The sequence below is a fragment of the Pseudomonas baltica genome (assembly GCF_031880315.1).
Taxonomy (GTDB): Bacteria; Pseudomonadota; Gammaproteobacteria; order Pseudomonadales; family Pseudomonadaceae; genus Aquipseudomonas.
Genome location: NZ_CP134771.1, coordinates 5,729,307 through 5,751,780, shown reverse-complemented (window position 1 = coordinate 5,751,780; position 22,474 = coordinate 5,729,307). Strand labels below are relative to the sequence as shown.

General features: G+C 63.9%; 19 protein-coding genes. 9 read left to right on the top strand and 10 right to left on the bottom strand.

What is annotated here, in order from left to right:
* Positions 1 to 25: 25 nt before the first annotated feature.
* Positions 26 to 1,618, bottom strand: coding sequence for an IclR family transcriptional regulator C-terminal domain-containing protein (locus tag REH34_RS26185; RefSeq protein ID WP_311969726.1), 1,593 nt, complete (start codon positions 1,616 to 1,618; stop codon positions 26 to 28).
* A 178-nt stretch (positions 1,619 to 1,796) separates the two neighbouring features.
* Here REH34_RS26185 and REH34_RS26180 point away from each other — a divergent pair, with 178 nt between their 5' ends.
* The 5 genes from REH34_RS26180 to REH34_RS26160 all read left to right on the top strand — a co-directional run bounded on the left by REH34_RS26180 (position 1,797) and on the right by REH34_RS26160 (position 5,967).
* Entirely contained in the window at positions 1,797 to 2,603 is an 807-nt protein-coding gene (locus REH34_RS26180) for a ribonuclease activity regulator RraA (protein WP_311969725.1), read from the top strand.
* Positions 2,604 to 2,607: 4 nt separating this feature from the next.
* Positions 2,608 to 3,057 (top strand): nuclear transport factor 2 family protein, encoded by a 450-nt coding sequence (locus REH34_RS26175; protein WP_311969723.1) that lies wholly within the window; start codon positions 2,608 to 2,610, stop codon positions 3,055 to 3,057.
* Positions 3,054 to 3,347, top strand: coding sequence for a Dabb family protein (locus tag REH34_RS26170; protein WP_311969722.1), 294 nt, complete (start codon positions 3,054 to 3,056; stop codon positions 3,345 to 3,347). The genes REH34_RS26175 and REH34_RS26170 overlap by 4 nt, the downstream gene beginning before the upstream one ends.
* 82 nt (positions 3,348 to 3,429) lie before the next feature.
* Positions 3,430 to 4,842 carry an MFS transporter gene (locus REH34_RS26165; RefSeq protein ID WP_311969721.1) on the top strand — a complete coding sequence of 471 codons (1,413 nt, stop codon included), beginning with the start codon at positions 3,430 to 3,432 and terminating at the stop codon, positions 4,840 to 4,842.
* 39 nt (positions 4,843 to 4,881) lie between these two features.
* Positions 4,882 to 5,967, top strand: a complete 1,086-nt coding sequence (locus REH34_RS26160; RefSeq protein WP_311969720.1) for a mannonate dehydratase — start codon at positions 4,882 to 4,884, stop codon at positions 5,965 to 5,967.
* Positions 5,968 to 6,013: 46 nt separating this feature from the next.
* Here REH34_RS26160 and REH34_RS26155 read toward each other — a convergent pair whose 3' ends face one another.
* The 3 genes from REH34_RS26155 to REH34_RS26145 all read right to left on the bottom strand — a co-directional run bounded on the left by REH34_RS26155 (position 6,014) and on the right by REH34_RS26145 (position 10,265).
* Positions 6,014 to 7,555 (bottom strand): altronate dehydratase family protein, encoded by a 1,542-nt coding sequence (locus tag REH34_RS26155; protein WP_311969719.1) that lies wholly within the window; start codon positions 7,553 to 7,555, stop codon positions 6,014 to 6,016.
* Positions 7,556 to 7,651: 96 nt separating this feature from the next.
* On the bottom strand, positions 7,652 to 8,839 hold the full coding sequence (locus REH34_RS26150; protein ID WP_409373183.1) for an L-talarate/galactarate dehydratase: 1,188 nt from the start codon (positions 8,837 to 8,839) through the stop codon (positions 7,652 to 7,654).
* Between the two features lie 19 nt (positions 8,840 to 8,858).
* Entirely contained in the window at positions 8,859 to 10,265 is a 1,407-nt protein-coding gene (locus tag REH34_RS26145; RefSeq protein ID WP_311969718.1) for an MFS transporter, read from the bottom strand.
* A 287-nt stretch (positions 10,266 to 10,552) separates the two neighbouring features.
* On the opposite strand from REH34_RS26145, the gene REH34_RS26140 reads away from it, so the two are divergent.
* Positions 10,553 to 11,581, top strand: coding sequence for a LacI family DNA-binding transcriptional regulator (locus REH34_RS26140; RefSeq protein ID WP_311969717.1), 1,029 nt, complete (start codon positions 10,553 to 10,555; stop codon positions 11,579 to 11,581).
* A gap of 132 nt (positions 11,582 to 11,713) precedes the next feature.
* Here REH34_RS26140 and REH34_RS26135 read toward each other — a convergent pair whose 3' ends face one another.
* Positions 11,714 to 13,054 carry a chloride channel protein gene (locus REH34_RS26135; RefSeq protein WP_311969716.1) on the bottom strand — a complete coding sequence of 447 codons (1,341 nt, stop codon included), beginning with the start codon at positions 13,052 to 13,054 and terminating at the stop codon, positions 11,714 to 11,716.
* A 166-nt stretch (positions 13,055 to 13,220) separates the two neighbouring features.
* Between REH34_RS26135 and REH34_RS26130 the strand changes: the two genes are divergently transcribed.
* Entirely contained in the window at positions 13,221 to 16,595 is a 3,375-nt protein-coding gene (locus REH34_RS26130; protein WP_311969715.1) for an autotransporter outer membrane beta-barrel domain-containing protein, read from the top strand.
* Positions 16,596 to 16,630: 35 nt separating this feature from the next.
* Here REH34_RS26130 and REH34_RS26125 read toward each other — a convergent pair whose 3' ends face one another.
* Both REH34_RS26125 and REH34_RS26120 read right to left on the bottom strand, forming a co-directional pair.
* Positions 16,631 to 17,779, bottom strand: coding sequence for a diguanylate cyclase (locus tag REH34_RS26125; RefSeq protein ID WP_311969713.1), 1,149 nt, complete (start codon positions 17,777 to 17,779; stop codon positions 16,631 to 16,633).
* Positions 17,780 to 17,920: 141 nt separating this feature from the next.
* Complete coding sequence (locus REH34_RS26120) at positions 17,921 to 18,946, bottom strand: LacI family DNA-binding transcriptional regulator (protein ID WP_311972166.1); 1,026 nt, start codon at positions 18,944 to 18,946, stop codon at positions 17,921 to 17,923.
* 131 nt (positions 18,947 to 19,077) lie between these two features.
* On the opposite strand from REH34_RS26120, the gene REH34_RS26115 reads away from it, so the two are divergent.
* Together REH34_RS26115 and REH34_RS26110 are read left to right on the top strand one after the other, a co-directional pair.
* Complete coding sequence (locus REH34_RS26115; protein ID WP_311969712.1) at positions 19,078 to 19,932, top strand: SDR family oxidoreductase; 855 nt, start codon at positions 19,078 to 19,080, stop codon at positions 19,930 to 19,932.
* Complete coding sequence (locus REH34_RS26110; protein ID WP_311969711.1) at positions 19,929 to 21,080, top strand: phytanoyl-CoA dioxygenase family protein; 1,152 nt, start codon at positions 19,929 to 19,931, stop codon at positions 21,078 to 21,080. Before REH34_RS26115 ends, REH34_RS26110 begins: the two co-directional genes overlap by 4 nt.
* Before the next feature lie 48 nt (positions 21,081 to 21,128).
* Here the strand turns inward: REH34_RS26110 and map are convergent, their stop codons facing one another.
* From map to ykgO, 3 genes are all read right to left on the bottom strand, one after another.
* Complete coding sequence (gene map / locus REH34_RS26105) at positions 21,129 to 21,920, bottom strand: type I methionyl aminopeptidase (RefSeq protein ID WP_311969710.1); 792 nt, start codon at positions 21,918 to 21,920, stop codon at positions 21,129 to 21,131.
* A complete protein-coding gene (locus REH34_RS26100; protein WP_226501991.1) occupies positions 21,917 to 22,171 on the bottom strand; it encodes a ParD-like family protein in 255 nt (84 codons plus the stop codon). Before REH34_RS26100 ends, map begins: the two co-directional genes overlap by 4 nt.
* Before the next feature lie 80 nt (positions 22,172 to 22,251).
* Positions 22,252 to 22,401 (bottom strand): type B 50S ribosomal protein L36, encoded by a 150-nt coding sequence (gene ykgO / locus REH34_RS26095; protein WP_311969709.1) that lies wholly within the window; start codon positions 22,399 to 22,401, stop codon positions 22,252 to 22,254.
* Positions 22,402 to 22,474: the final 73 nt, after the last annotated feature.

The following is a 22,474-nucleotide window of genomic DNA, read 5'->3' as shown; positions in this document are numbered from 1 at the left end:
GAGGCGAGAGGCGGGAAACAAATCATCAACGCCCACCCGCAGGCTCGACGATATCCGCCGGTCGCAACGACAGCAGATAACCCGAAGCCGGCGCGTTGACCAAGGTCTCGCGGTTCAGTGATTGGCGCGAGGTGGTGATCCACAGCTGGTCACCCTCCACGCCACCCAGACACAGGTCGGTGGGACATGGCACCGGCAGGCCGATCATGCGATCGAGGCTGCCATCCTCACTGAAACGCACCAGGCTCCAGCCGTCGCTGAGGGTCGTCCAGATACCGCCCTGGCCGTCGATGGCCAGCCCCCCGAGGCTGCCCGCGCCCTTGGCCAGCGTTGCCAGGCGGCGCAAGCTCTGGGTGCCTTTTTGCACGCGATAGATGCTGCCGCTCTGCGGCGCACTGGCGTACAGCTGGGTGCCGCTGGCGTCCCAACGCAAGGCGGCGATGGGCTCGGCGACGCTCAGCGGATCGCGCAACTGGCCGCCGCTCAACTCACCCAACCTGCAACCGCCCGCCGTGGCGATACAGGCCCAGGGCGAGCCATCCGGGTGCAGCGCCAGGCACAGCAGGCCCTTGCCTGGCCAATCCTGCAACGGCCGCTCGACGCCGTCGAAATCGACCCGACTCCAGCCGTTGCCATGGCTGACCAGCAAGCCATCTGTCAATAGTTCGAGGCCGCTGATGGGCGAATCGAAGCGCACCAGCACACGCTCCTCCCCCTGCTCCAGCACGTGGATCGCCGGCGCCAGGGTGTCGGCCCAATACAGGCACTGGCGCGCTGCCGACCACCGCGGAAAGGAGCCAAAAAACGACCAGTTGCCACCCACCGTCCGGATGGTGCCATCCGCCGCCCCGGCCTGGGCCACCCGCAGTTGCGCACCCACCCGCCGCGCTGCCTCGGCCAGCTCCGGACCCAGCAGTTCGAGGCGGCTGCGCGGCAGGCGATAGGCCGGACCGGCGACGCTGAGGGCGCCCTGCACCACGCCGTTGTCATCGACGATCGGCGCCGCCACACAGCGGACGCCGAGCACAATCTCCTCGTCATCGATGGCATAGCCACGGGCACCGGTGACCTGCAGCTCGATCTGCAGCTGACGTCGGTCGGTGAGGGTTTTCGGGGTCAGTTCGATGAGCGGCAGGCCCTTGAGAATTTGCTCGCGCTCGGCCTCTTTCATGGCGCTGAGGATGGCCTTGCCCTGCCCGGTGCAATACACCGGCTTGCTGCGCCCCAACGCCGCCGCCGAACGTGTGGTGTGGGCACCGTCGCAGCGCTCCAGGGACATCACCTGATTGCCATCGAGCACCGCCAGGTAGGAGGTCTCCCCCGTCAGGTCGCGCAGCGCCCGCAGCTCGACGCTGGCTGCCGCCACCAGATCAGGCTTGAGATAAGCGTTGCGCACCAGTTCCAGATAGCGAAAACCCAGGCGGTATACCTTGCGCAACGGGTCGCGGCGGACCATGCCACGTTCCACCAGACTGCCCAATATGCGGTACAGCGTGGTACGTGGCAGCTGCACCTGTTCGGCCAACTGCAGCTGGTTCAGGCCCTGCGCCGCCGAGCCAATGGCCTCCAGTACATCCAGCGCTTTCTCCACGGCCGCCGTGCCATCTGTTGATTTCATCGCTAATCCCACCTGTTGGAACTGAGCCAACAGCGTACCCCCTTTGGCTATTTCCATCGATAACCCGGGCGCCTAGGATCGATATGAACATCAGGGTCTCCCTTCTCGCAGTCCCAGCATGCGGGAATTGTGCCCGCCGAAAGACTACCGAGCCCGCCCCGCCGACAGGAGAACAACAATGACGATTCACCAATACGCTGACCATTACGACAACAGCGCCAATCGCCAGGTAGAGGTCAGCGACGAAACCCTCGCCAAACTCGCCCGTTGCAGCAGTGGCTCGCTGACCACTCAACTGTTCAAGCGTGGCTACCGCCAGCCGGCCTTCGTCGGCCTGCGCGCCATCAGCGGCCCGAAGACCAAGGCCTTCGCCGGCCGCGCCTTCACCATGCGGTTTATCCCGGCCCGTGAAGACATCGACACCTACGGCACCATGACCACCAAGCCCAATGGCGACAATTTGCAATGGCAGGGCGTCGAGCAGATCAAGCCAGGTGACGTGCTGGTGATCGACAGCCGCAACGACCCCGCTGCCGCTTCGGCCGGCAATATCCTGGTGACCCGCCTGCTGGCCCGTGGCGCCCGCGCCATCGTCACCGATGGTGCCCTGCGCGACGGCAGCGAAATCGCCGCTTTGCCGCTGCCCGCCTATGCCCGGGAAATCACCGCGACCACGCGTATTTCTTATCACCACGTGGCGGACTTGCAGGTGCCTATCGGCTGCGCGGGCCTGGCGGTCTATCCCGGTGACGTGATCGTCGGCGACGTCGACGGCCTCACGCTGGTGCCCGCCCACCTGGCTGCGGAGCTAGCCGAAGTGTGCCTTGAACAGGACGACATCGAAGGCTACCTGGCCATGCGCATCGCGTCCGGCGAGCCGCTGTGGGGTGTCTATCCACCGAGCCCGGAATCGGTCGCGGCGTATCACGACTGGGTCGTCTCGGGCCGTCCGTCCATCGCCAGCATCGTTCACCAAAAGGATTAAGCCCATGGCCGAGCACCAACACGCCCAGACCATCCGCCGCTACTTCGCGGCCTGCAACGAAGCCGACTACGACAAGCTGGTGTCGTGCTTCACTGCGGACGCCGTGCACTACTTCCCCGACGGCCTGCCGGACATCCCGTGGCGCAGCGCCGACACCATCGCCCGCAAATGGCAGTGGTGCGTGGCAAACCTTGGCTCACAGTGGACCATCGAGAAAATTCTCATCAGCCACGACAGCGACGAGGCGGTGATCGAGTGGACCCACTGGAAAGGCAAGCTTGGCACCGCCTTGCGCGGCGACGAGTGGTACATCTTCGATGCCGACAGCGGCCTGATCAAAGAAATCCGCGCCTATTACGCTTCACCCGCCGACCAGCAGGTCGCAATCAACCAACTGGTGGATTTCGACTATAGCGGCCGTGGTTACCACCTTGAGCCAGGCGGTGCAGCATGATGCGCCATGTGGTGATGTTCCGACGGCTTCCCGACGTAGCCCATCAGCCCGCGCTCGAAGCCGAGTTGGTGCAAGGCATGGTCGACCTTGAACGGCAGATCGATTTCGTCCGTGCCTGGCGCGTGGCCGCCAACGAACTGGACCGTCCGATCTGCTGGGATTATTTGCTGGACGCCAGCTTCGATGACGCCAGCGGTGTCGAGCGCTACCTGCCCCACCCCGCCCATCAGGCGTTGGTCGCCAGACTCAAGCCTTACTTCGAATGGGTGGCGGTGGACTATACGGAGTAATACGCCGATCGACCCTATGAGCGCCTGCGGCCAACCCCGCAGGCAACCTCGCTGCACACAAGAATAATTAGCCGAGGCAACCATGAGCACTAACAAACCCTATGCACTGGCGGGGATGACGCCCCAGTCCGATCCGCAACTGGCGGCGGCCACCGGCGATGCCGTGCAGTCCAACGCCGCGACACTGCGCAAGAGCCGCTATCGCTTTGTGATACTCGCCCTGATCACCGTCGTGCTGGCCCTGAGCACCGGCGACCGCGCCGCGCTGTCGGTGGCTGGCGCCGACATGGGCAAGGAGCTAGGCATCAGCTCGGTGGAGATGGGCTACCTGTTCTCGGCCTTCAGCTGGGCCTATGTGATCTTCCTGATTCCGTCCGGCTGGCTGACTGACCGCATCGGCTCGAAACGCTCGATGATGCTCGCAGTCACGGTATGGTCGTGCTTTACGGTGATGATGGGTCTGGTGCACTTCATCGGCATGATCGTGCCGCTGCTGCTGGCCTTGCGCTTTTTGCTTGGCGCCGCCGAATCGCCGGTCGGCCCGGCCTCCGGGCGGATCATCGCCGCGTGGTTCCCATCCTCCGAACGCGGGATCGCCGGAGCGATCTTCAACAGCGCGCAGTACCTGTCGCTGGCGCTGTTCACGCCAATCATGGGCTGGCTGTGCTTTACCTATGGCTGGGAATACGTGTTCATCATCATGGGTGCCATCGGCCTGGTGATCGGTGCACTGTGGTGGAAGCTGTATTACCTGCCGATCAACCATCCGAAAATCAACGAAGCGGAGCTCGAATATATCCGCGCAGGTGATGGCCTGGTCGATCTGGAAAGCATCAAGACCAAGGCAGACAACAACGGCAAGGGCATGAAGCTGAGTGAAATCGGCCAGCTGTTTCGCAGCCGGATGCTGGTGGGCATCTTCCTGGCCCAGTACTGCATCACCTCGATTACCTGGTTCTTCATGACCTGGTTCCCGATTTACCTGGTCAAGGAGCGCGGCTTCGACATCCTCCAGGCCGGCTTCATCGCCGCCATTCCGGCGCTGTGCGGTCTGGTGGGCGGCGTCTCCAGCGGCTTCATTTCCGACCTGATACTGAAGAAAAGCGGCAACCTGAGCCTGGCGCGCAAGATCCCCATCACCGTCGGCCTGCTGCTGAGCGCCTGCATCATCTTGTGCAACTACGCCAACAGCGCGACCTGGGTGGTGGTGCTGATGAGCCTGGCCTTCTTCGGCAAAGGCTTCGGCTCGATGGGCTGGACGGTGGTGGCCGACACCGCGCCCAAGGAGCTGATCGGCACCACGGGCGGGGTGTTCAACGCCTTCGGCAACACCGCGGGGATCATCACCCCGGTGGTGATCGGCTACATCCTGCAAACCACCGGTTCGTTTGATGGCGCCCTGCTTTATGTCGGCGCTCACGGGCTGATCGCGGTGGCCTGCTACTGGTTGGTGGTCGGGCGCATCCAGCGCTTCGAGTTGAACAAACAGCATTGATGCTCCCTTACTTATAAGAAGCGAAACGAGGCACCAGACATGAAAATGATTTTTCGTTGGCACGGTCCTAAAGACCCGATCAGCCTGCAGTACATCAACCAGATCCCCGGCCTCTACGGCATCGTCTCGTCGCTGTACGACACCCCGCTGGGCGAGGTCTGGCCGGTGCAGAGCATCGCTGCCCTGCGCGATGCCGCGGCGGTGTACGGCCTGAAGATGGACGTGGTCGACAGCTTCCGGGTGCACGAAGACATCAAGCTAGGCAAGCCCAACCGCGAAGCGCTGCTGCCGCAATATATCCAGACCCTCAAGAACCTCGCCGCCAGCGGTATCAAGATCGTCTGCTACAACTTCATGCCAGTGTTCGACTGGACCCGCACGCAGATGGAATATCAACTGCCGGATGGCTCCAACACCCTGTCGTTCGAGGCCTCGCTGGTCGATCGTCTGGACGTCTCCAAGGGCGTCATTCCGCTGCCGGGGATCGGCACCAAGTACCCGCCGGCAAAGCTTCAGGCGATGCTCGAAGAGTACAAGGACGTCAGCACCGAACAGATGTGGGCCAACCTGGAGTGGTTCCTCGCCAAGCTGGTGCCAGTGGCCGAGCAACTGGGCCTGAAACTGGCACTGCATGCCGATGATCCACCCCGCTCGGTGTTCGGCCTGCCGCGCATCATCAAGAACATCGAGGACCACCGCCGGGTGCTGAGCATCATCGACTCGCCTGCTAACGGCCTGACCTTGTGCAGCGGCACCCTGGGCTCGGATCTCAACAACGATGTGCCGTCGTTCATCAACGAGTTCGCCGCCCGCCAGCGTGTGCATTACGTGCACCTGCGCAACGTCAAGGTGTTCGATAACGGTGATTTCTACGAAAGCGCTCACCCGACGCAGTGCGGCTCGCTGGACATGGCCGAGATTCTCAAGGCGCTGCATGATGCCGACTTCACCGGCTACGCGCGCCCTGACCACGGGCGGATGATCTGGGGCGAAACCGGGGTGCCGGGTTACGGGCTCTATGATCGCGCGCTGGGGATCATGTACCTGCAAGGCCTGTGGGAAGGCATCGGCAAAGAGAAATCCAGGGCCCTGGCGGTCAAGGCGGGGTTGACTGCAGTCGCTTGAATCGGCTCTGGCGCAGGCGTTTCGACACGCCTGCGCCGGAAATCGCTTACGCCAGCACGCCTATCTGCCATGGGCAGAATTCATCCTCCCCAAGGCCATTGAGCTCGCTCTTGGTCTTGTCCCCCGAAGCATGGGCCAGCAGCCTTTCGAAGATCTCCTGGCCCATGTCGCCGATGTTTTTATCGCCATCGATGATCTGCCCGCAGTTGATGTCCATGTCATCGCTCATGCGCTGGTACATGGGCGAGTTGCTGGCGAGCTTGAAGGTCGGCGCCGGCACCGAGCCGAAGCACGAACCGCGGCCGGTGGTGAAGGCGATCATGTTGGCGCCGCCGGCGATCTGGCCGGTAGCGGACACCGGGTCATAGCCGGGGGTGTCCATGAACACCAGGCCGTGGGTGGTCACCGGGTAGGCGTATTCATACACATCCATCAGCGGCGCATTGCCGCCTTTCTTCGCCCCACCGAGGGATTTTTCCAGCACGTTGGCCAGGCCCCCGGCATTGTTGCCGGGGCTGACGCGGCCGTTGATCTGCGTGTCGCGACCCTTGTTGTACTCGAGCCACCAGTCGATTCGATCGATGAGCTTGCGACCCACCGCCGGGGTCACCGCACGGGCGGTCAGGGTGTGCTCGACGCCGAAAATTTCCGAGGTTTCCGAGAGGATCGCAGTGCCGCCGTGGCGCACCAGAATGTCCACTGCAGCGCCCAGTGCCGGGTTGGCCGAGAGCCCGGAAAAACCGTCGGAGCCCCCGCACTGCATACCGATCACCAAGTGCTCGGCCGACACCGCTTCGCGCTGCACGCGGTTGGCCTCAGGCAGCATACCCTCGATCATCTTGATGCCCTGCTCGACGGCGGACTTGACCCCGCCTACCTCCTGGATCACCAGGGTCTTGAGCATCTCACCCAGTTGCAGCTGCTCCTGATCGATAAATCCGTGGATGTTGTTGCGCTCGCAGCCCAGGGCGATCAGCAGGCCGCCGGCGGTGTTGGCGTGGCGCACATGGCCGGCGATGGTGCGACGCAGCAGGTCCATGGGCTCGCCGGTCATCTCCATGCCGCAGCCGATCTCGTGCACGAAGGGCACCACGCCGTCGATGTTGGGGTAAGCGGCCAGGCGCTCGGCGTCGAAGTGGTTGGCGATCTTGCGCGCCACCGTGGCACCGCAGTTGCCCACCACGAACACGCCCAGGTAGTTGCGGGTGGCGACTCGACCATCGGTACGGACGATACCCTGGAAGGTGGCGCGCTGTTCGGCCGGCAACAGCTCGGTGGGCACGTAGTCGAGGCCGTAGCGATAGTCACGATCGGTTTCGCCGAACGCGATGTTGTGGCTGTGCATCCAGGTACCGGCCGGCAGGTCTTCGCTGGCGTAGCCGATCACGGTGTTGTACTTGAGCACGGGCTGACCTTTCTCGATCATCCGTGCGGCGATCTTGTGCCCCAGGGGCACGTCCTGCAGGGTGGTCACGCCTTCGCTGGAGACAGGCGTGCCGGCGGCGATTTCGACGCGCGCCACCACCACATTGTCGGCCTTGTCAAGGCGGATGACGGGGCTGACTTCGCGGCTGTTCGGGGTAGTCATAGGGTTCACCAGGGGTTCATCAGGTCAGGTGGAGGGGCAGGTCTTGCATGCCTGCGAGGGCGGCCCCGTTGCCGTGGCCGCCTGGGTCGGATCAGTTCAAGGTCGCTTGCCGAACTCGGCGCGATCGACCGTCCAGGCCTGCGCCTGATCGCTCAGGCTGAAACCTAGCCCTGGGCGATTGGGTACCTGCATGCGGCCGTTGCGCAGCACCAGGCGCTCGTTGAACAACGGCTCGAGCCATTCGAAGTGCTCCAGCCACGGCTCCTGCGGGAATGCCGCAGCCAGGTGCAGGTGGATCTCCATGGCAAAGTGCGGCGCCAGGTTGAGGCCCTTGAAGCTGGCCAGGTTCATGATCTGCAAAAACGGCGTGATGCCGCCGACCCGAGGGGCATCGGGCTGGACGAAATCGCAGGCGCGGGCGCTGATCAGTTGCGCGTGCTCGCCAAAGCTGGTGAGCATCTCGCCGGTGGCGATAGCGGTATCCAGCGAGGAGGCCAAGGCCGCGTGGCCTTCGGTGTCGTAGGCGTCCAGCGGCTCTTCGATCCAGGTCAGGTCGAACTGCTCCAATTGGCGGCCGAAGCGCTGGGCGGTGATGCGGTCCCATTGCTGGTTGGCATCGACCATCAACGGGAAGCCCTCGCCGAGGCGCTCGCGCACGGCCTTGACGCGTTTGAAGTCGATGCTGGTGTCGGGTTGGCCGACCTTGATCTTGATCCCGCCGATGCCGTTCTCGCGCGACTGCACGACGTTATCGAGCACCGCTTCGAGTGGCGTCGACAAATAGCCTCCGGAGGTGTTGTAGCACTGCACTGAATCGCGATGGGCGCCCAGCAGCTTGGCCAGTGGCAGCTTGGCGCGCTTGGCCTTGAGGTCCCAGAGGGCGATGTCGAACGGCGCGATGGCCTGGGTGGTAAGACCGCTGCGGCCCATGGAGGCACCGGCCCACAGCAGCTTGTTGAACAGCCGGGCGATGTCGTTAGGGTCCTCGCCCAGCAGTACCGGGGCGATCTCCTTGGCATGGGCATACAGGCCCGGGCCACCCGCGCGCTTGGAGTAGCCGAAGCCGATGCCTTCATGGCCTTCGCGGGTGCGGATCTCAGCGAACACGAAGGCGATCTCGGTCAGCGGCTTTTGCCGGCCGGTCAACACCTTGGCGTCGCTGATGGGCGCAGCAAGGGGCAGGATGGTCAGCGACAGCTTGATCCATTCGATGCGATCGGTGCTGGCCTCGCCAACCTCCATGGACGCGATCTTGGGGTCGATGTACACGTTGCTTTCGATCATGGGGTGCCTCCAGGCAGAGTTAACGTGAAAGGGGATTGACGGTCAGGTCGGACAGCTGCAAACGCTGGATGCGACCGACAATGAATAGATAGGAAAAAGCCGCCAGCAGGCCGTGGGCGCCGACATACAGCAGGGCACTGTTGAACGAGCCGCTGGAATGCAGCAGATAGCCGATCACCACCGGCGTGACGATGCCGGCGATATTGCCCATGGCGTTGAACACGCCGCCGGTCATGCCGACCATCTCCCGTGGCGCGGTGTCGGCGACCACGCTGAAGCCCAGGTTGCCGAAACCCTTGCCGAAGAACGCCAGGCTCATCACCGCGATCACCAGCACCTGGGAGTCGACGTAGTTGCACAGCATCATGCTCGAGCTCAGCAGCACGCCGGTGACGATCGGGGTCTTGCGGGCGATGCTCAGCGATTGCGTACGGCGCACCAGCCAGTCGGAAAAGAACCCCGAGGACACCGCACCGACCAGTCCGCACAGCGCCGGGATCGAGGCCACCAGCCCGGCCTGGAGAATGTCGAAACCGCGCTCCTTGACCAGGTAGATGGGGAACCAGGTCACATAGAACCAGGTGATGGCGCTCACGCAGTACTGACTGATGAACATGCCCACCAGCATGCGGCTCTTGAACAACAGGCCGACCTCAGCCAGCTGCGAGCGGCCTTTGAACGCATCGCCGGGAGCCGCCTGACGGCTTTCGAGATCGACCAGACCCTCGCCCGTGCGGATGTAGTCCAGCTCGGCGCTGTTCATGCGCGGATGCTTGACCGGCAGGTAGTAGAGCTTCCACCACACCAGCGCGATGACCAGCCCCACCAAGCCCATGACGATGAACACGTATTCCCAGCCGAAACGGAAACACAACCAGCCCATCAGCGGCGTGAAGAACGCCAGCGAGATGTACTGGGCGCTGTTGAAGATCGCCCCGGCCATGCCCCGCTCCGAAGACGGGAACCACGAGGCGATGACCCGTGTGCAGCCCGGCCCTACCGGCGACTCCGCGACCCCGAGCATAAAGCGCAGCGCCAGCAGCAGCGGTACCACCATGCCGATGAAGTGCACCAGGCCCATGGCGACGGTGAACACCGACCACAGGGCGATCGCCGCGGTGAGGGTTTTTTTCGAGCCAAAACGGTCGCTCAGCCAGCCGGCGGGAATCAGGAACACTACATAGGCCCAGCTGAACGCGGAGAACAGATAGCCCATCTCCACCGAGCTGATGCCCAGCTCCTTGCTCATGTCCGAGCCCGCCACCGAGATGGCCGCGCGATCGCCGCTGCTCAAGGCCAGGACGATGGTGATCAGGGTCAGAATCAGGTAGCGGTAGCGCGTCGCCGTGCGTGCCGCCGTCTGACTGTCGACCGAGCCGATCGGCGCGGCGGCCTCACCCGGCAGATGGATGCTGCGTTGGTTCATGGAGAGCCTCGTTATTGTTGTTGGCTTTCTGGGTGAACAGCGCGATCGGCTGCCATTGACTCCAGCCCTGTGGCGCCTCATGGGCCGCAGAAAAAGCGTCGATCGCCGAATGACAGCGCTAACAAAATGACAGCGCTGTCAGCAATTTTATGCCTGGATGCCTTGCGGCTGCAAACCGCCTCAAGGCAAAAAATCCCAGTGGATGGGAATCGCTCGTCAGTCATTCAATGCTGAGTATTTTGCCGCTACACTCGGACCTGTTCCCGCACCCTTGGCAGACCCAGCCCATGCTCGAATCCAGTCTCAAGCCCCCTGCCCTGCGCAGCGCCCCCGTCACCCTCGATGACGTCGCGCGCCTGGCGCAGGTGTCGGCGATCACCGTGTCGCGGGTCATCAACCGCCCCGGCATGGTGTCCGAGCGCACCGCCAAACGCGTCCGCAAAGCCATCGACAAGATCGGCTACGTGCCCAATCTGGCGGCCGGCAGCCTGGTCTCGCAGCGCAGCCGGCTGGTGATCGTGGTGATGCCGAGCATCGCCAACCACGTGTTCGTCGAGACCATCCGCCACCTGTCGCAGGCACTGGCCAAAGAGCGCTACCAGTTGATGCTGTGCCAGTCCGGCTACAGCGAGCAAAGCGAAATCGAGCTGGTCGACACCCTGCTGTCACGGCGCCCCGACGGCCTGGTGCTGACCACCGCGCTGAGCAACGAGAGCGCCCGGCAACGCCTGATCAACCGCGACCTGCCCGTGGTCGAGGCATGGGAACTGAAGGACCAGCCCATCGATGCGGTGGTGGGTTTCTCTCACGCCGCCGCTGGCGCAGCCATGGCCGCACACATGCTGGCCAAGGGTTATCGACGCTTCGGCCTGGTGTGGAGCAACGATGCCCGCGCCGCCTCGCGCTTGCACGCTTGCCGCGCCACCTTGCTGGCGGCCGGTGCGACGGTGCTCGAAACGGTACTGGTGGAGGTGCCGGTGAGTGTCGGTTACGGGCGCAGCGGCCTGACGCAGATTCTCGATCATCACAGTGATATCGACGCGGTGATCTGCAGCATCGACCTGCTCGCCCAAGGCGTGCTTGCCGAAGCTCAGGCCCGAGGCTTGCGCGTGCCGGAGCAACTGGGGGTGATGGGCTTTGGCGATCTGGATTTTGCCGCGCACATCCAACCGCCGCTGACCACGGTAAGGGCGGATGGCGCGCGGATCGGGCAGTTGGCGGCGCAGTTCCTGTTGCAGCGCATCGAGGGCCGGGTGGGCCGTGGGGAGCTGGTCGAGGATGTGGGGTTCGAGATTGTCGAGCGGGGGACGGCTTAGGCTCTAGATCCCGAACCGATCCCGCAGCGCGTAATACCCTGCCCCCAGCGCCGTCAAAGGCACCTGGAAGCGCCGCCCGCCCAACATCGGCATATGCGGCAAGGTTCCAGGTTCCGCTTTCGGGGCCTATTTTTATTGCGCCTTCGCCGGCTCCGTGGCGCTGACGGCGTCCGTCTGCTGGCGCTGCCTCCTGCGCCAATACCCCAACGCCAACTGCTGATACAACTCCGGTCCCAGCCGCGAGCTCACCGCCTTGGCGATCAGGGCCACGGCCATCAGGCTGATGACCATGCCGTGGCTGTCGATCATTTCCATGACGATGATCGCCGAGGTGATCGGCGATTGGGTCACCGCGGCCAGAAAGCCAGCCATGCACAGCGCAATGATCGGTTGCGCTGCCAGATCGAACAGCTGCGCGACATTGCCGCCCAGCGCTGCGCCGACGGCGAGCGACGGCGCGAAGATGCCGCCGGGGATGCCGGAGAAGTAGGTCGCGAGCGTGGCCAGGAAACGCGCCGGCGCCGAATACCAGGGGATGCTTTGGCCGTGATTGATGATGTCGTTGGTGACCCCGTAGCCGCTGCCGAACGACAGGCCGCCGGTGGCCCAGCCCAGGCTCGCCACCAGCAAGCCACAGATGCCCGCGAACCACACCGGGTGGCTGCTGCGCCAGCGCCAGACCGCATGCTGGCCATTACGCTGGGGCATCAGCAGCAAGCGACTGAACAGCCCGCCGAGCACGCCGCACAGCAGCCCCAGGCAGAGCACCGGGAGGATGATCGCGCGGCTGTCGGCAACAGCGTTGAGGCGACCGAAATAGTTGTAATCGCCCTGCACGCCGATGGCGATCATGCCCGACAGGATGATGGTGCTGAGCAGCACGCCGCTGGTGCGGGTCTCGAGTTTGCGTCCGAGTTCTTCGACGGCGAAGGCAATACCGGCCAGCGGCGTGTTGAACGCGGCGGCAATGCCCGCGGCGCCGCCGGCGAGAATCATGTCCTGCACGCGGATGACCCGGCTGTTGGGCAAAAAGCGGTGCGCAGCGTGCATCAGCGAAGCGGCAACCTGCACGGAAGGGCCTTCGCGGCCGGCGGAAAAACCACCCGTCAAGGCCAAGGTCCCTAGGCCGATCTTGCCCAGCACGATGCGCAACGACACCAGGCCACTGACCGGCTTGCCCGCTGCGCTCAGACGCGTTGCGGCGATCACCTGCGGGATACCGCTGCCCTCGCTGCCGGGAAACAAACGCCGGGTGAGGAACACCACCAGCATGCCCAGCGCCGGCGTCAGCAGTAACGCCAGCCAGCTGCAGCCGCTGGTGATCTGGGCGAACAATGCGAGGGCCAGATCGGCCAGCCGGGCGAACATCACGACACACAAGCCGGCGACGGTGGCGGCGATCCACAGCGTCAGGCGCGTACGCCAGCGCGCCGAGGTAAAACGCCGGCGCAGAGGCGCGAAGAGCTGTTTCATGCGGACGGCCTTGTACAGGGGCGGGAGGCGGCAAAGTCTGCGGCGCAGGGCTTGAGGTGTCAAATGACACTGGCATTTGGTCGCAAAGTCGCCGCGTCACTTTGACGACCCCCGATCCCGGGCCTATACCAACACCTCCCTTCGCAAGAACAACAACAGGTGGTTTATGGAAAACCTCACACCTGGTCGTTCTCTGCCTCGCAGCCGCCCTGCATTCGACTCCTGTGCATCCACGACCTTCGGCAACTGCTCGCTCTCGCCATTCACCGCGCTACTGGTTCTGTCGCTGGGCAGTCTGCTCAGCGATCAGGTGGAGGCCGCCGACAGTTGTCGGCGTGGCACCACGGTGATCAACGGGCCGGTGAGCCTCGGCTGCAGCCTGCAAGACCACGACGCACTGACGCTCACCCCGACCGGCAGCATCGACGTCGCCAGTGGTGCGGCGGTCATCATCAGCGATGCCGCGGCGCGCCAGGTGCTCAACCAGGGCCGCCTCGCCGGCACCCTCGGCATCGCCATCGATGGCAGTGACGGCGTCGGCAAGATTTCCAACAGCGGTACCATCAGTGGCAGCGTCACGGCCGTGCAGATCACCGACAGCCGGCTCAGCGGCGCCTTGATCAATTCCGGGACACTGCAATCACCCAGCGACGGCTATGGCGACACCATCGTCAAGCTCGATCGCGTGGTACTCGAACGCGGCTTCGCCAATAGCGGCACCATCGACGCGCGCGCGGCCGAGGTCGGCGTAGCCATCCTCGACAGCGCCGTCACTGGCAACGTCGACAACAGTGGCCTGGTATACGGCGGCTCCCAGGCGGTGCTCATCCAGGGCAGCCGGATCAACGGCTCGGTACGCAACACCGGGACCCTCGATACCGCGCTGGGCAACAGCCTGCAGATAGAGGGTTCGCACATCACCGGCGACGTCTTCAACAGTGGCTCGATTGCCGGCTACACCTTCCTCGCGCAAAGCACCGTCGAGGGGCGCTTCATCAACGCCGGGCAGTTGCGCGACGGTATCAATGCCTTCGATATCTACCAGTCGACGGTGAGCGGCGGCGTTTACAACAGCGGCTGGATCTACTCCGGCGAGGGCGTGCAGATACGGGACTCGGTGCTCAAGCGCTTTGAAAACACCGGGGTATTCTCAATGAGCGAGGACGACCTGAGCTTCGACCGCACGACGATCCAGGGTGATCTGGTCAACCGCGGCAGCATCGCGCCCAGCTCCGACGGGTTCGGCGGGCTGGCGGTGTACGGTGGGGATATCCAGGGCAACCTGATCAACAGCGGGACCATCGAAGGCGGTGTGTTCGGGCCCGCGTTGCGCACGGATCTGCAGGCGCGGATTGCCGGCAGCCTGATCAACAGCGGACGCTTGATCGGCGGTTACGGGGTCGACATGACCAGCAGTACGATCGGCGGCGATTTCATCAACCGCGGCAGTATCATCGGCAACTTCCAGCCGGACGAGCATCACGGCAGCGGCTTGCTGCTCAAGGACAGCAACCTCGGCGGCAGCCTGCTCAATACCGGCCTCATCAGCGGCCTGGAGCAAGGCGCGGCCTTGAGCAATGTGCAACTGGCGGGGGACTTCACTAACCGCGGGCGCATCATCGCGGCCCGGGAAGCGTTGAACCTGACCGATACCACCGTGACTGGGCGCTGGAGGAACTACGGGTATATCGGGGTCGATCCTGACGCCGATGTCGTCGACCTGTCCGCCGACGCCAACGGCATCACTGTCAGCGGCTCGACCTTGCAGGGCCGCGTTACCAACCTCGGCACCGTCCGAGGCAGTGCCATTGGCCTGAATGTGATCGACAGCCAGTTCAGCGATGGCCTGGTCAACGCCGCAATCATACGCGGCAGCAACTATTCGCTGTATGTGGACGACAGCAGTCGGCTCGACAATCTGTATATCGCAGGCAACGGTACAGCGCGATTCCAGGGCACGGTATATGCGCCCGCCACCACCGCGACGCTCTATTCCGATGCGCGCTACCGTCTTGAGGCCGGCGATGTGTGGCAGGTCAAGAGCCTGGTCAACCGCGGCACTCTCGAGCTGGCGGCCCCGGCGCTGACGGGTGGCGCTTCCGCCACGCTGGCGGGTGACTACGTGCAAAAACCCGGTGCGGTGTTGCGCACGCAGGTGCAGGATAACGCCCACTATGGAAGCCTGGCGGTCTACGGCACGGCCACCCTACCCAGCCAGGCGCGCATCGATGTCGATGTCACTCAGGCCCGACAGCCGTTCACGACCAGCAGCCTGAACTATGTGCTGACGGCCACCCAGTTGGTTTCGGACGGCACCTTCGCGGTCACCAGCAATTCGGCGCTGTTCAACTTCGGCGCGCGCAAGGTCGATAACCGGGTCGACCTGTTGCTCACGCCCAAAGCCAGCAACGGCGTGGCCAGCGCCGCACGTGAGGCGGGGATGTCGGCATCGACCCAAGGGGCGGCGCGGGTCCTTGATCGGCAGCTGGCATTGGGCAGCGCCAGCACCTTGGCGCCCTACTTCGTCAGCGCCACCAGCACCGCGCAAGTGGCAAGCAATCTGAACCAGGCACTACCGCAGGACAACGCTGCACTGCGGGCCAGTCAGGCCACCCTGGCGTCGATCGGTTATGCGGTGAAAAACCGTCTGGACGATGTCACCGGACTGAGCACGCTGGGCGTCGCGTCAGGGCAGAATCCACCGAGTAAAGCCATCAATGGCTTCTGGAGCCAGCCGTTCAGCTATAGCTCGGGCATGGGCAACAGCACGGTCGAGGGCGCCACCGGCACGGTCATCGGCTTCGACCTGCGCACCTCTGCGCAGCAACGCAGCGGCTGGGCGTTCGCCTATGCCAATGGCGGCACTGGCTCGCTGCAGCCGAACGGCCAGCAACGCTCGCGCCTGGACCTGTGGCAGTTCCTCGGTTACAGCAGCTACACCGTCGCGCCGGGGACCGAGCTGATGGTGTATGGCGGTGCCGGACGCAACAGTGTGGATGCCGATCGGCGCCTGGCCATTTCCGGGGTCAGCGGCAGTGCCAAGGCCGAGTACGACAGCTTGATGGCCACCCTGGGCACAAGCATCGGCCATGCCCTGCAGTTGAGCGACAGCACGCGGCTGATCCCCTCTGCGCGGCTGGACTACAACCATATCCGCGACGCTGCGTACAGCGAGCGCGGCAGCAGCAGCCTGGCGCCGTTGCTGCTCAATGTGGCGGCGCGCGAGACCGATCAGTTGATCGCCGGGTTCGATACCAAGCTGGAACATAACGTCACCGCCAGCACGCGGTTGCGGGTGAATATGGGGGTGGGCTACGACCTGATCAACCGCCCGGCCAGCACCACGGCAGCGTTTGCCGGCGCAGCAGATCAGCGCTTTCAGGTGACGGGCGAGGCTACCAGCCCGTGGTTGATGCGCGGCGGCCTGGGCGTGGCCACTCGCTGGCGCAACGGCGCCGAACTGTCGCTGGACTACGACGCGCAAACGCGCATGGACTTTACCGATCAGGTGGCATCGGTGCGCGCGAGTGTGCCGTTCTGAGATGCGCACCTGTAGCGAGGCGGCTCGCCCCCTCGCTACAGGAGGGCGGCGCCCAGTCCTTCGGCCACGCACACCCGATTGCGCCCCTGCGCCTTGGCGCGGTACAGCGCTTGATCAGCGCGGTGCAGCAAGCCGTGCAGGTCCAGGTCATCGCCATCGGACGCCGCCACCCCGAGGCTGGCGGTGATGCCGCGGGCGCGTTCGATCTGCAGTCCGCTCAAGGCTGATATCAGCCTCTGACTCATGGCCAGCGCATCGGCCAGCGAAGTGTCCGGCAAAAGCACGGCAAACTCCTCGCCACCGAGCCGGCCATGCACGTCGGCGGTACGAAACGACTGGATGATCACCTTGCCCGTCTGCCGCAGCACTTCGTCGCCGACCTGATGACCGTAGGTGTCGTTGATCAGCTTGAAGTGATCCATGTCGAGCATCACCGCGCACAGCGGGCGTTGCTGGGCCTGGCATTGGGTATAGAGCTGCTGGGCGCGCTCGAAGAACGCCCGGCGGTTGTTCAGGCCGGTGAGTTCGTCGATGCGCGCCGCCTGCGCCGACAGCCGGTGGGCCCATTCCATTTCGCGGGTCACACGAAAGGCCCTTTCCAGCGCATCGGCCAGGCTCATGGTGGCGTTGATCACAAAGATGGAAAACACCAGCACCGCCACGGCGATGCTCAGTTGCATTGTCGAGGGCTGCTGCAACATCCACAGCGCGCACGGCAGCAAAACCAGGCCGATGGCGGTCAAGGTCATGTAGCGATAGGGGGAATAGCACGATACCGCGCTCACCGACATGCCCACCGTGAACAGCACCACCAGGACTTGGGTCAGCAGATCGTGGGCGGGCATCAGCGCCAGCGCACCGCCCCCCCAGATGCCTGCCGACAGCACCAGCGTGACCCAGTAGGTGCACTCCCAGCGTTGCGGCGTGCGCTCGCTTTCGGGGGTTCTGAAGTACACCACGAACATGGCGATGCGCAGCAGCGCCGACGCGCCGAGCAGCCCGATCCAGAGGATCGCGACCTGATGATCGAAGCGTTCCCAGCACAACCAGCACAGCATCAACGCGGCGACAAAACTGCCAAAGACGGCCAATACCGACTGCCGGAACAACTGTTGCAGTCGATCCGTTCGCACCATTTGCGCAATGTAGCCAGCCTGCGCGTGCTTGAGTTCGAAGCAATCCATCTGATGCGCCCGGCCTTGATGGGGAGACGGGCGCTATTGTGGCACCTTGCCATTGTTGCAAACAACTGCGTATTGGAGGCGATCGCCCTGCAAAACGAAGTTATTGGCAGATATTGAGCGTTTACGGTGGGCTTGTCGGCCTCAGCGCGGCAGATTGAACGGCGTGACGATGTGCACCTCGGCGCTCGGAATCGGCCCGGCCTTCCACAACCGATGAAACTGCAGAATGTGCATCAACAGGTGCCGCGCATCGATGTCCAGGTGATGGGCGATCACCGCAGCCATCTTTTCTTCGGCCAGCAGTTGGCGGTTTTCGGCGTCCAGGTCGTGCCCGATAAACACCTCCAGCGCCCGGCCCTGAGCTGCGAAGGCGTCGACGATGGCGCGGTTGCCGCCGCCCACGCAGTACACCGCCTTGAGCTGCGGGTGCTCCTTGAGTGCCTGGCTGACGCGCGCGAAGGTCGGCTCGTACACGCCCGCACCGCCGCTGATATCGAGCACGCGCAGATGCGGCGCACGCCCGCGCAGCCAGGCGCGAAAGCCCATCTCGCGCTCTTCTTCGCCACGAAACAGCTCGCTGCCAATGACCACCGCCACGGTTTGCGGCGCCGGGTCGAGCCAGCGCGACAGCAGATAGGCGGCGGTCTGCCCGGCGGTGCGGTTGTCCATCCCGACATAAGCCAGTCGCTCGCTGCGAGGCAGATCGGTGACCAGGGTCACCACCGGTATACCGGTTGCTGTGACCTGATTGACCGCCTGGATGATCGCGGGCTCATCGGCGGCCTTGAGCACGATGCCCTGAGTGCCTTTGGCGGCGCAGCGGCGGATCAACTCGGCCATGCGTTTGCTGTCGATGTCCTCGAAAAAATGAAAGCGCGGGAAGATCCGCAGTGGCGCCAGGCCGCCCAGTTGCGAGGTAATCGCTGCCTGCACGGCGCTGCTGAAGCGCTGCGGGGTGTGCATGATCACATCCACATGCACGGTGCGGCCCACCGCCAGGCCGGTCTGCTCTTGGGCATCGAGTTCGTCGAGGGCCTGCTCGATGCGCCGCTGGGTCTGGTAGTGGACGCTGCCGCGCTGGTGCAGGACGCGGTCTACCGTAGCCTTGCTGACCCCGGCCTGGGCGGCGATCTGTTTGATGGAATGGTGCTTGGCACGTTCGAGCAAGGACATCGCAGCGCCTTCATTGAGGTTTTATTGATGTTTTTTCGGGCTTTTATGCGGCACAGGCAATGCTAGTCTCAGATTCAGTCGCAGGCTAGCCCTGGCGCCCATAACAACAACAGCAGGAGAACCTCATGTCGGCAGCGTCCCTATCCCATCCGTTCAAACAGCAATTTTTCGTGGTCACCGGCAGCACCCAGGGCCTTGGCGCCGCCGTGGCGCATACCCTGGCGCAGCGCGGTGCCGCCGGGCTGATCATTTGTGGGCGCAGCCGCAGCAAAGGCGAAGCGCAGGTCAAGCAACTGGCAGCGCTCGACTGCCAGGCGATTTTCGTCGAAGCCGACCTCGAGAACGTCGACGATTGCCGGCGCATCATCGCCGCTGCCGACCAGCATTTCGGCCGTCTGCACGGGCTGGTCAACTGCGCCGGGATGTCCGATCGCGGCACCATTCTCGATACTTCACCGCAGCTCTTCGACCAGCTGTTCGCGGTCAATGTGCGGGCGCCGTTCTTTCTCATCCAGGAAGCGTTGAAGCTGATGATCCGCGACGGCGTCGAGGGCTCGATCGTCAATATCCAGAGCGTCAGCGGCCATGGCGGGCAATCGTTCCTGTCGGCCTACTCGACCACCAAGGGTGCGTTGGCGATCCTCACCAAAAACGTCGCGTTCAGCGTGTTGCGCAACCGTATCCGGGTCAACGGCCTGAACATCGGCTGGATGGACACGCCCCACGAAGATGAAATCCAGCGTCAGTATCACGGTGCCCAGGACGGCTGGTTGCAGGCCAGCGAGCAGGCGCAGCCGTTCGGCCGCTTGCTCAAACCGCAAGAGGTGGCGCAAAGCGTGGCGTTTTTGTTGTCCGCCGAATCGGGGATGATGACCGGCACGGTGATCGACCTCGACCAAGGCGTGCAGGGCTGCGGCGACAGCAGCACGCCCCGCCCGGACGCCGCCTTGCAGTGGCCGGAGGGTGGGAGCCTGTCATGAGCGGCTTCGTCAGCCTGGCGGATGTGTCGCTGCCGGCCTTCGCCGCACTGTGCGAGCAGGACACCCGCGCCGAGGATTTCCCCCATTGCCGCGAGGTTCTCCACAAGGTGCTGATCTACCAGGCCAGCACCTTGCGGGACGCCCTGGCCAGCGACCCGCGGCCCTTGCTGAGCGAGCTGCACCGGGCCTTTCGCCAAGGCCCTGGAGTGCTGGTGGTCAAGCAGGCGTTTACCGACGGCGCGCTGGTCGACCGCCACAGCGAAGTGTTCAACCGCATCCTCGCCGACGAAGCTCAAGGTGGCAGCGGTGGGGATCATTTCGCCAAGGCCGGGGCCAACGGGCGAATCTGGAATGCCCTGCAAAAGGCCGCGATCCAGGCGCCGGAATCCTTTATCGAGTACTACAGCAATCCGCTGCTGGGTATGCTCGCCGAGGCCTGGCTGGGGCCGCATTATCAGGTCACTGCGCAGGTCAACGTGGTGCGCCCGGGCGGTCAGGCGCAGCAGCCGCACCGTGATTATCACCTGGGGTTTCAGACGGTCGAGGTGCTGGAGCAGTACCCACTGGACGTGCAGGTGATGAGTCAGTACCTGACCTTGCAGGGCGCCGTGGCTCATACCGACATGCCGCTGGACACCGGCCCGACGCAACTGCTGCCTTACTCCCAGCAATACGACCTGGGCTTCATGGCCTGGCGCGATCCGGCCTTTATCGAATATTTCCAGGCCCACGCCGTACAGTTGCCGCTGCACAAGGGCGACCTGTTGTTCTTCAACCCGGCGCTGTTCCACGCCGCGGGCACCAACCGCACCCCGGACCAGCACCGCATGGCCAATCTGCTGCAGATCTCTTCGGCGTTCGGCAAGCCCATGGAGGCGCTGGACCACGACCGCATGATGCTGGCGCTGTACCCGGTGATGCTCGACCGCGTTGAACATCAGGAGCTCGATGCGCACGGTTTGCACGCGGTGATCGCCACGGCAGCCCAAGGCTATTCATTCCCGACCAACCTGGACAGCGACCCGCCACTCAAGGGGCTGGCCCCGCAGACCGGGCAGCAGTTACTGCATCAGGCGCTGGCCGAGCGCTGGACGCTGGCGGCGTTTGCGCAAGAGGTGGAGCGGATGCGGCTGCGGCGACGGGCGTGAATCAGAGCGGGTCAGCGGCGCTTGATCGAGCCTCTTCGCGCCGCAAACTCACAGCGGCGGCGCATAGCCCTCAAGCGCATCAGGCCATAGCGTCAGCACCTCGCAGCCTTCGTCCGTTACCGCCACCATGTGTTCCCACTGTGCCGACAGCGACTGGTCCTTGGTGACCACGGTCCAGCCGTCGGCCAGGGTTTTGACGTGCCGTTTACCGGCGTTGAGCATGGGCTCGATGGTGAAGATCATTCCGGCCTTGAGCGTCATACCCTGCCCCGGATAGCCGTAATGGAGGATCTGCGGCTCGTCGTGGTAGACCTTGCCGATGCCGTGGCCGCAGTACTCGCGCACTACGCTGTAACCGGCGCCTTCGGCCACCGACTGGATGGCGTGGCCGATATCGCCCAGGGTAGCGCCTGGGCGCACGGTGCGGATGCCCGCGCACATGGCATCGTAGGTGGTGTGCATCAAGCGCAGCGCCTGCTCGTCGGGCTGCCCCACCCAGTACATGCGGCTGGTGTCACCGAACCAGCCATCCTTGACCACCGCCACGTCGATATTGACGATGTCGCCCTCCTTGAGCACCCGCCCCGATGGAATGCCGTGGCACACCACTTCGTTGACCGAGATGCAGACCGTCTTGGTGAAGCCGTGATAGCCGACGTTGCCGGGCACGGCCTTCTGCACCTGGACGATGTAGTCGTGGCAGATCTGGTCCAGGGCTTCAGTGGTCACGCCGACAACCACATGAGGGGTGATCATCGCCAGTACCTGGGCGGCCAGTTGGCCGGCGGCTTTGGACTGAGCGATTTGCGCGGCGGTGTTGATGACGACGGGCGTTCTCATTGTTGGCCACCTGCTGCCAGCAGCGCCGGGCTTTGTTCGAGGTCGCACAGCTGCGCCAGGTCGAGGCCGCCGGCCAGTTCGGCGCGCACGAGCATACGGTTCAGGGCGCGGTGATCGAGGTCGGGGAAGAATTCGGCGAGCATGCCGATGCGCATCCAGTGCTCGGCCTGCGCGTTGATGGAGCGACTCAGTGCGTTGCTGGCGATCCGCAGTTTTTCATGCAGGTCGTCGGAGATTTTAACGATGCCCATGGAGGGGATATCCAATACGAAATATATACAAAACGTATATTACGTTCACCGGACATCCCTTGGCAATACCGCCGATGGTTTCAGCCCTTGTTGGGGTTCTTCGCCCTGCCCTGGCGGGCCTTGAAGCGCGGGTTGGATTTGCAGATCACGTAGATACGCCCCCGGCGCTTGACGATCTGGCAGTCGCGGTGACGGTTCTTGGCTTCTTTGAGAGACGAAAGGACTTTCATGGCGGAGCTCCAGTTAATATGTAATAACATAACATTATCCACAAACATAGCTGTACTGCAAGCGCGGCCTCAA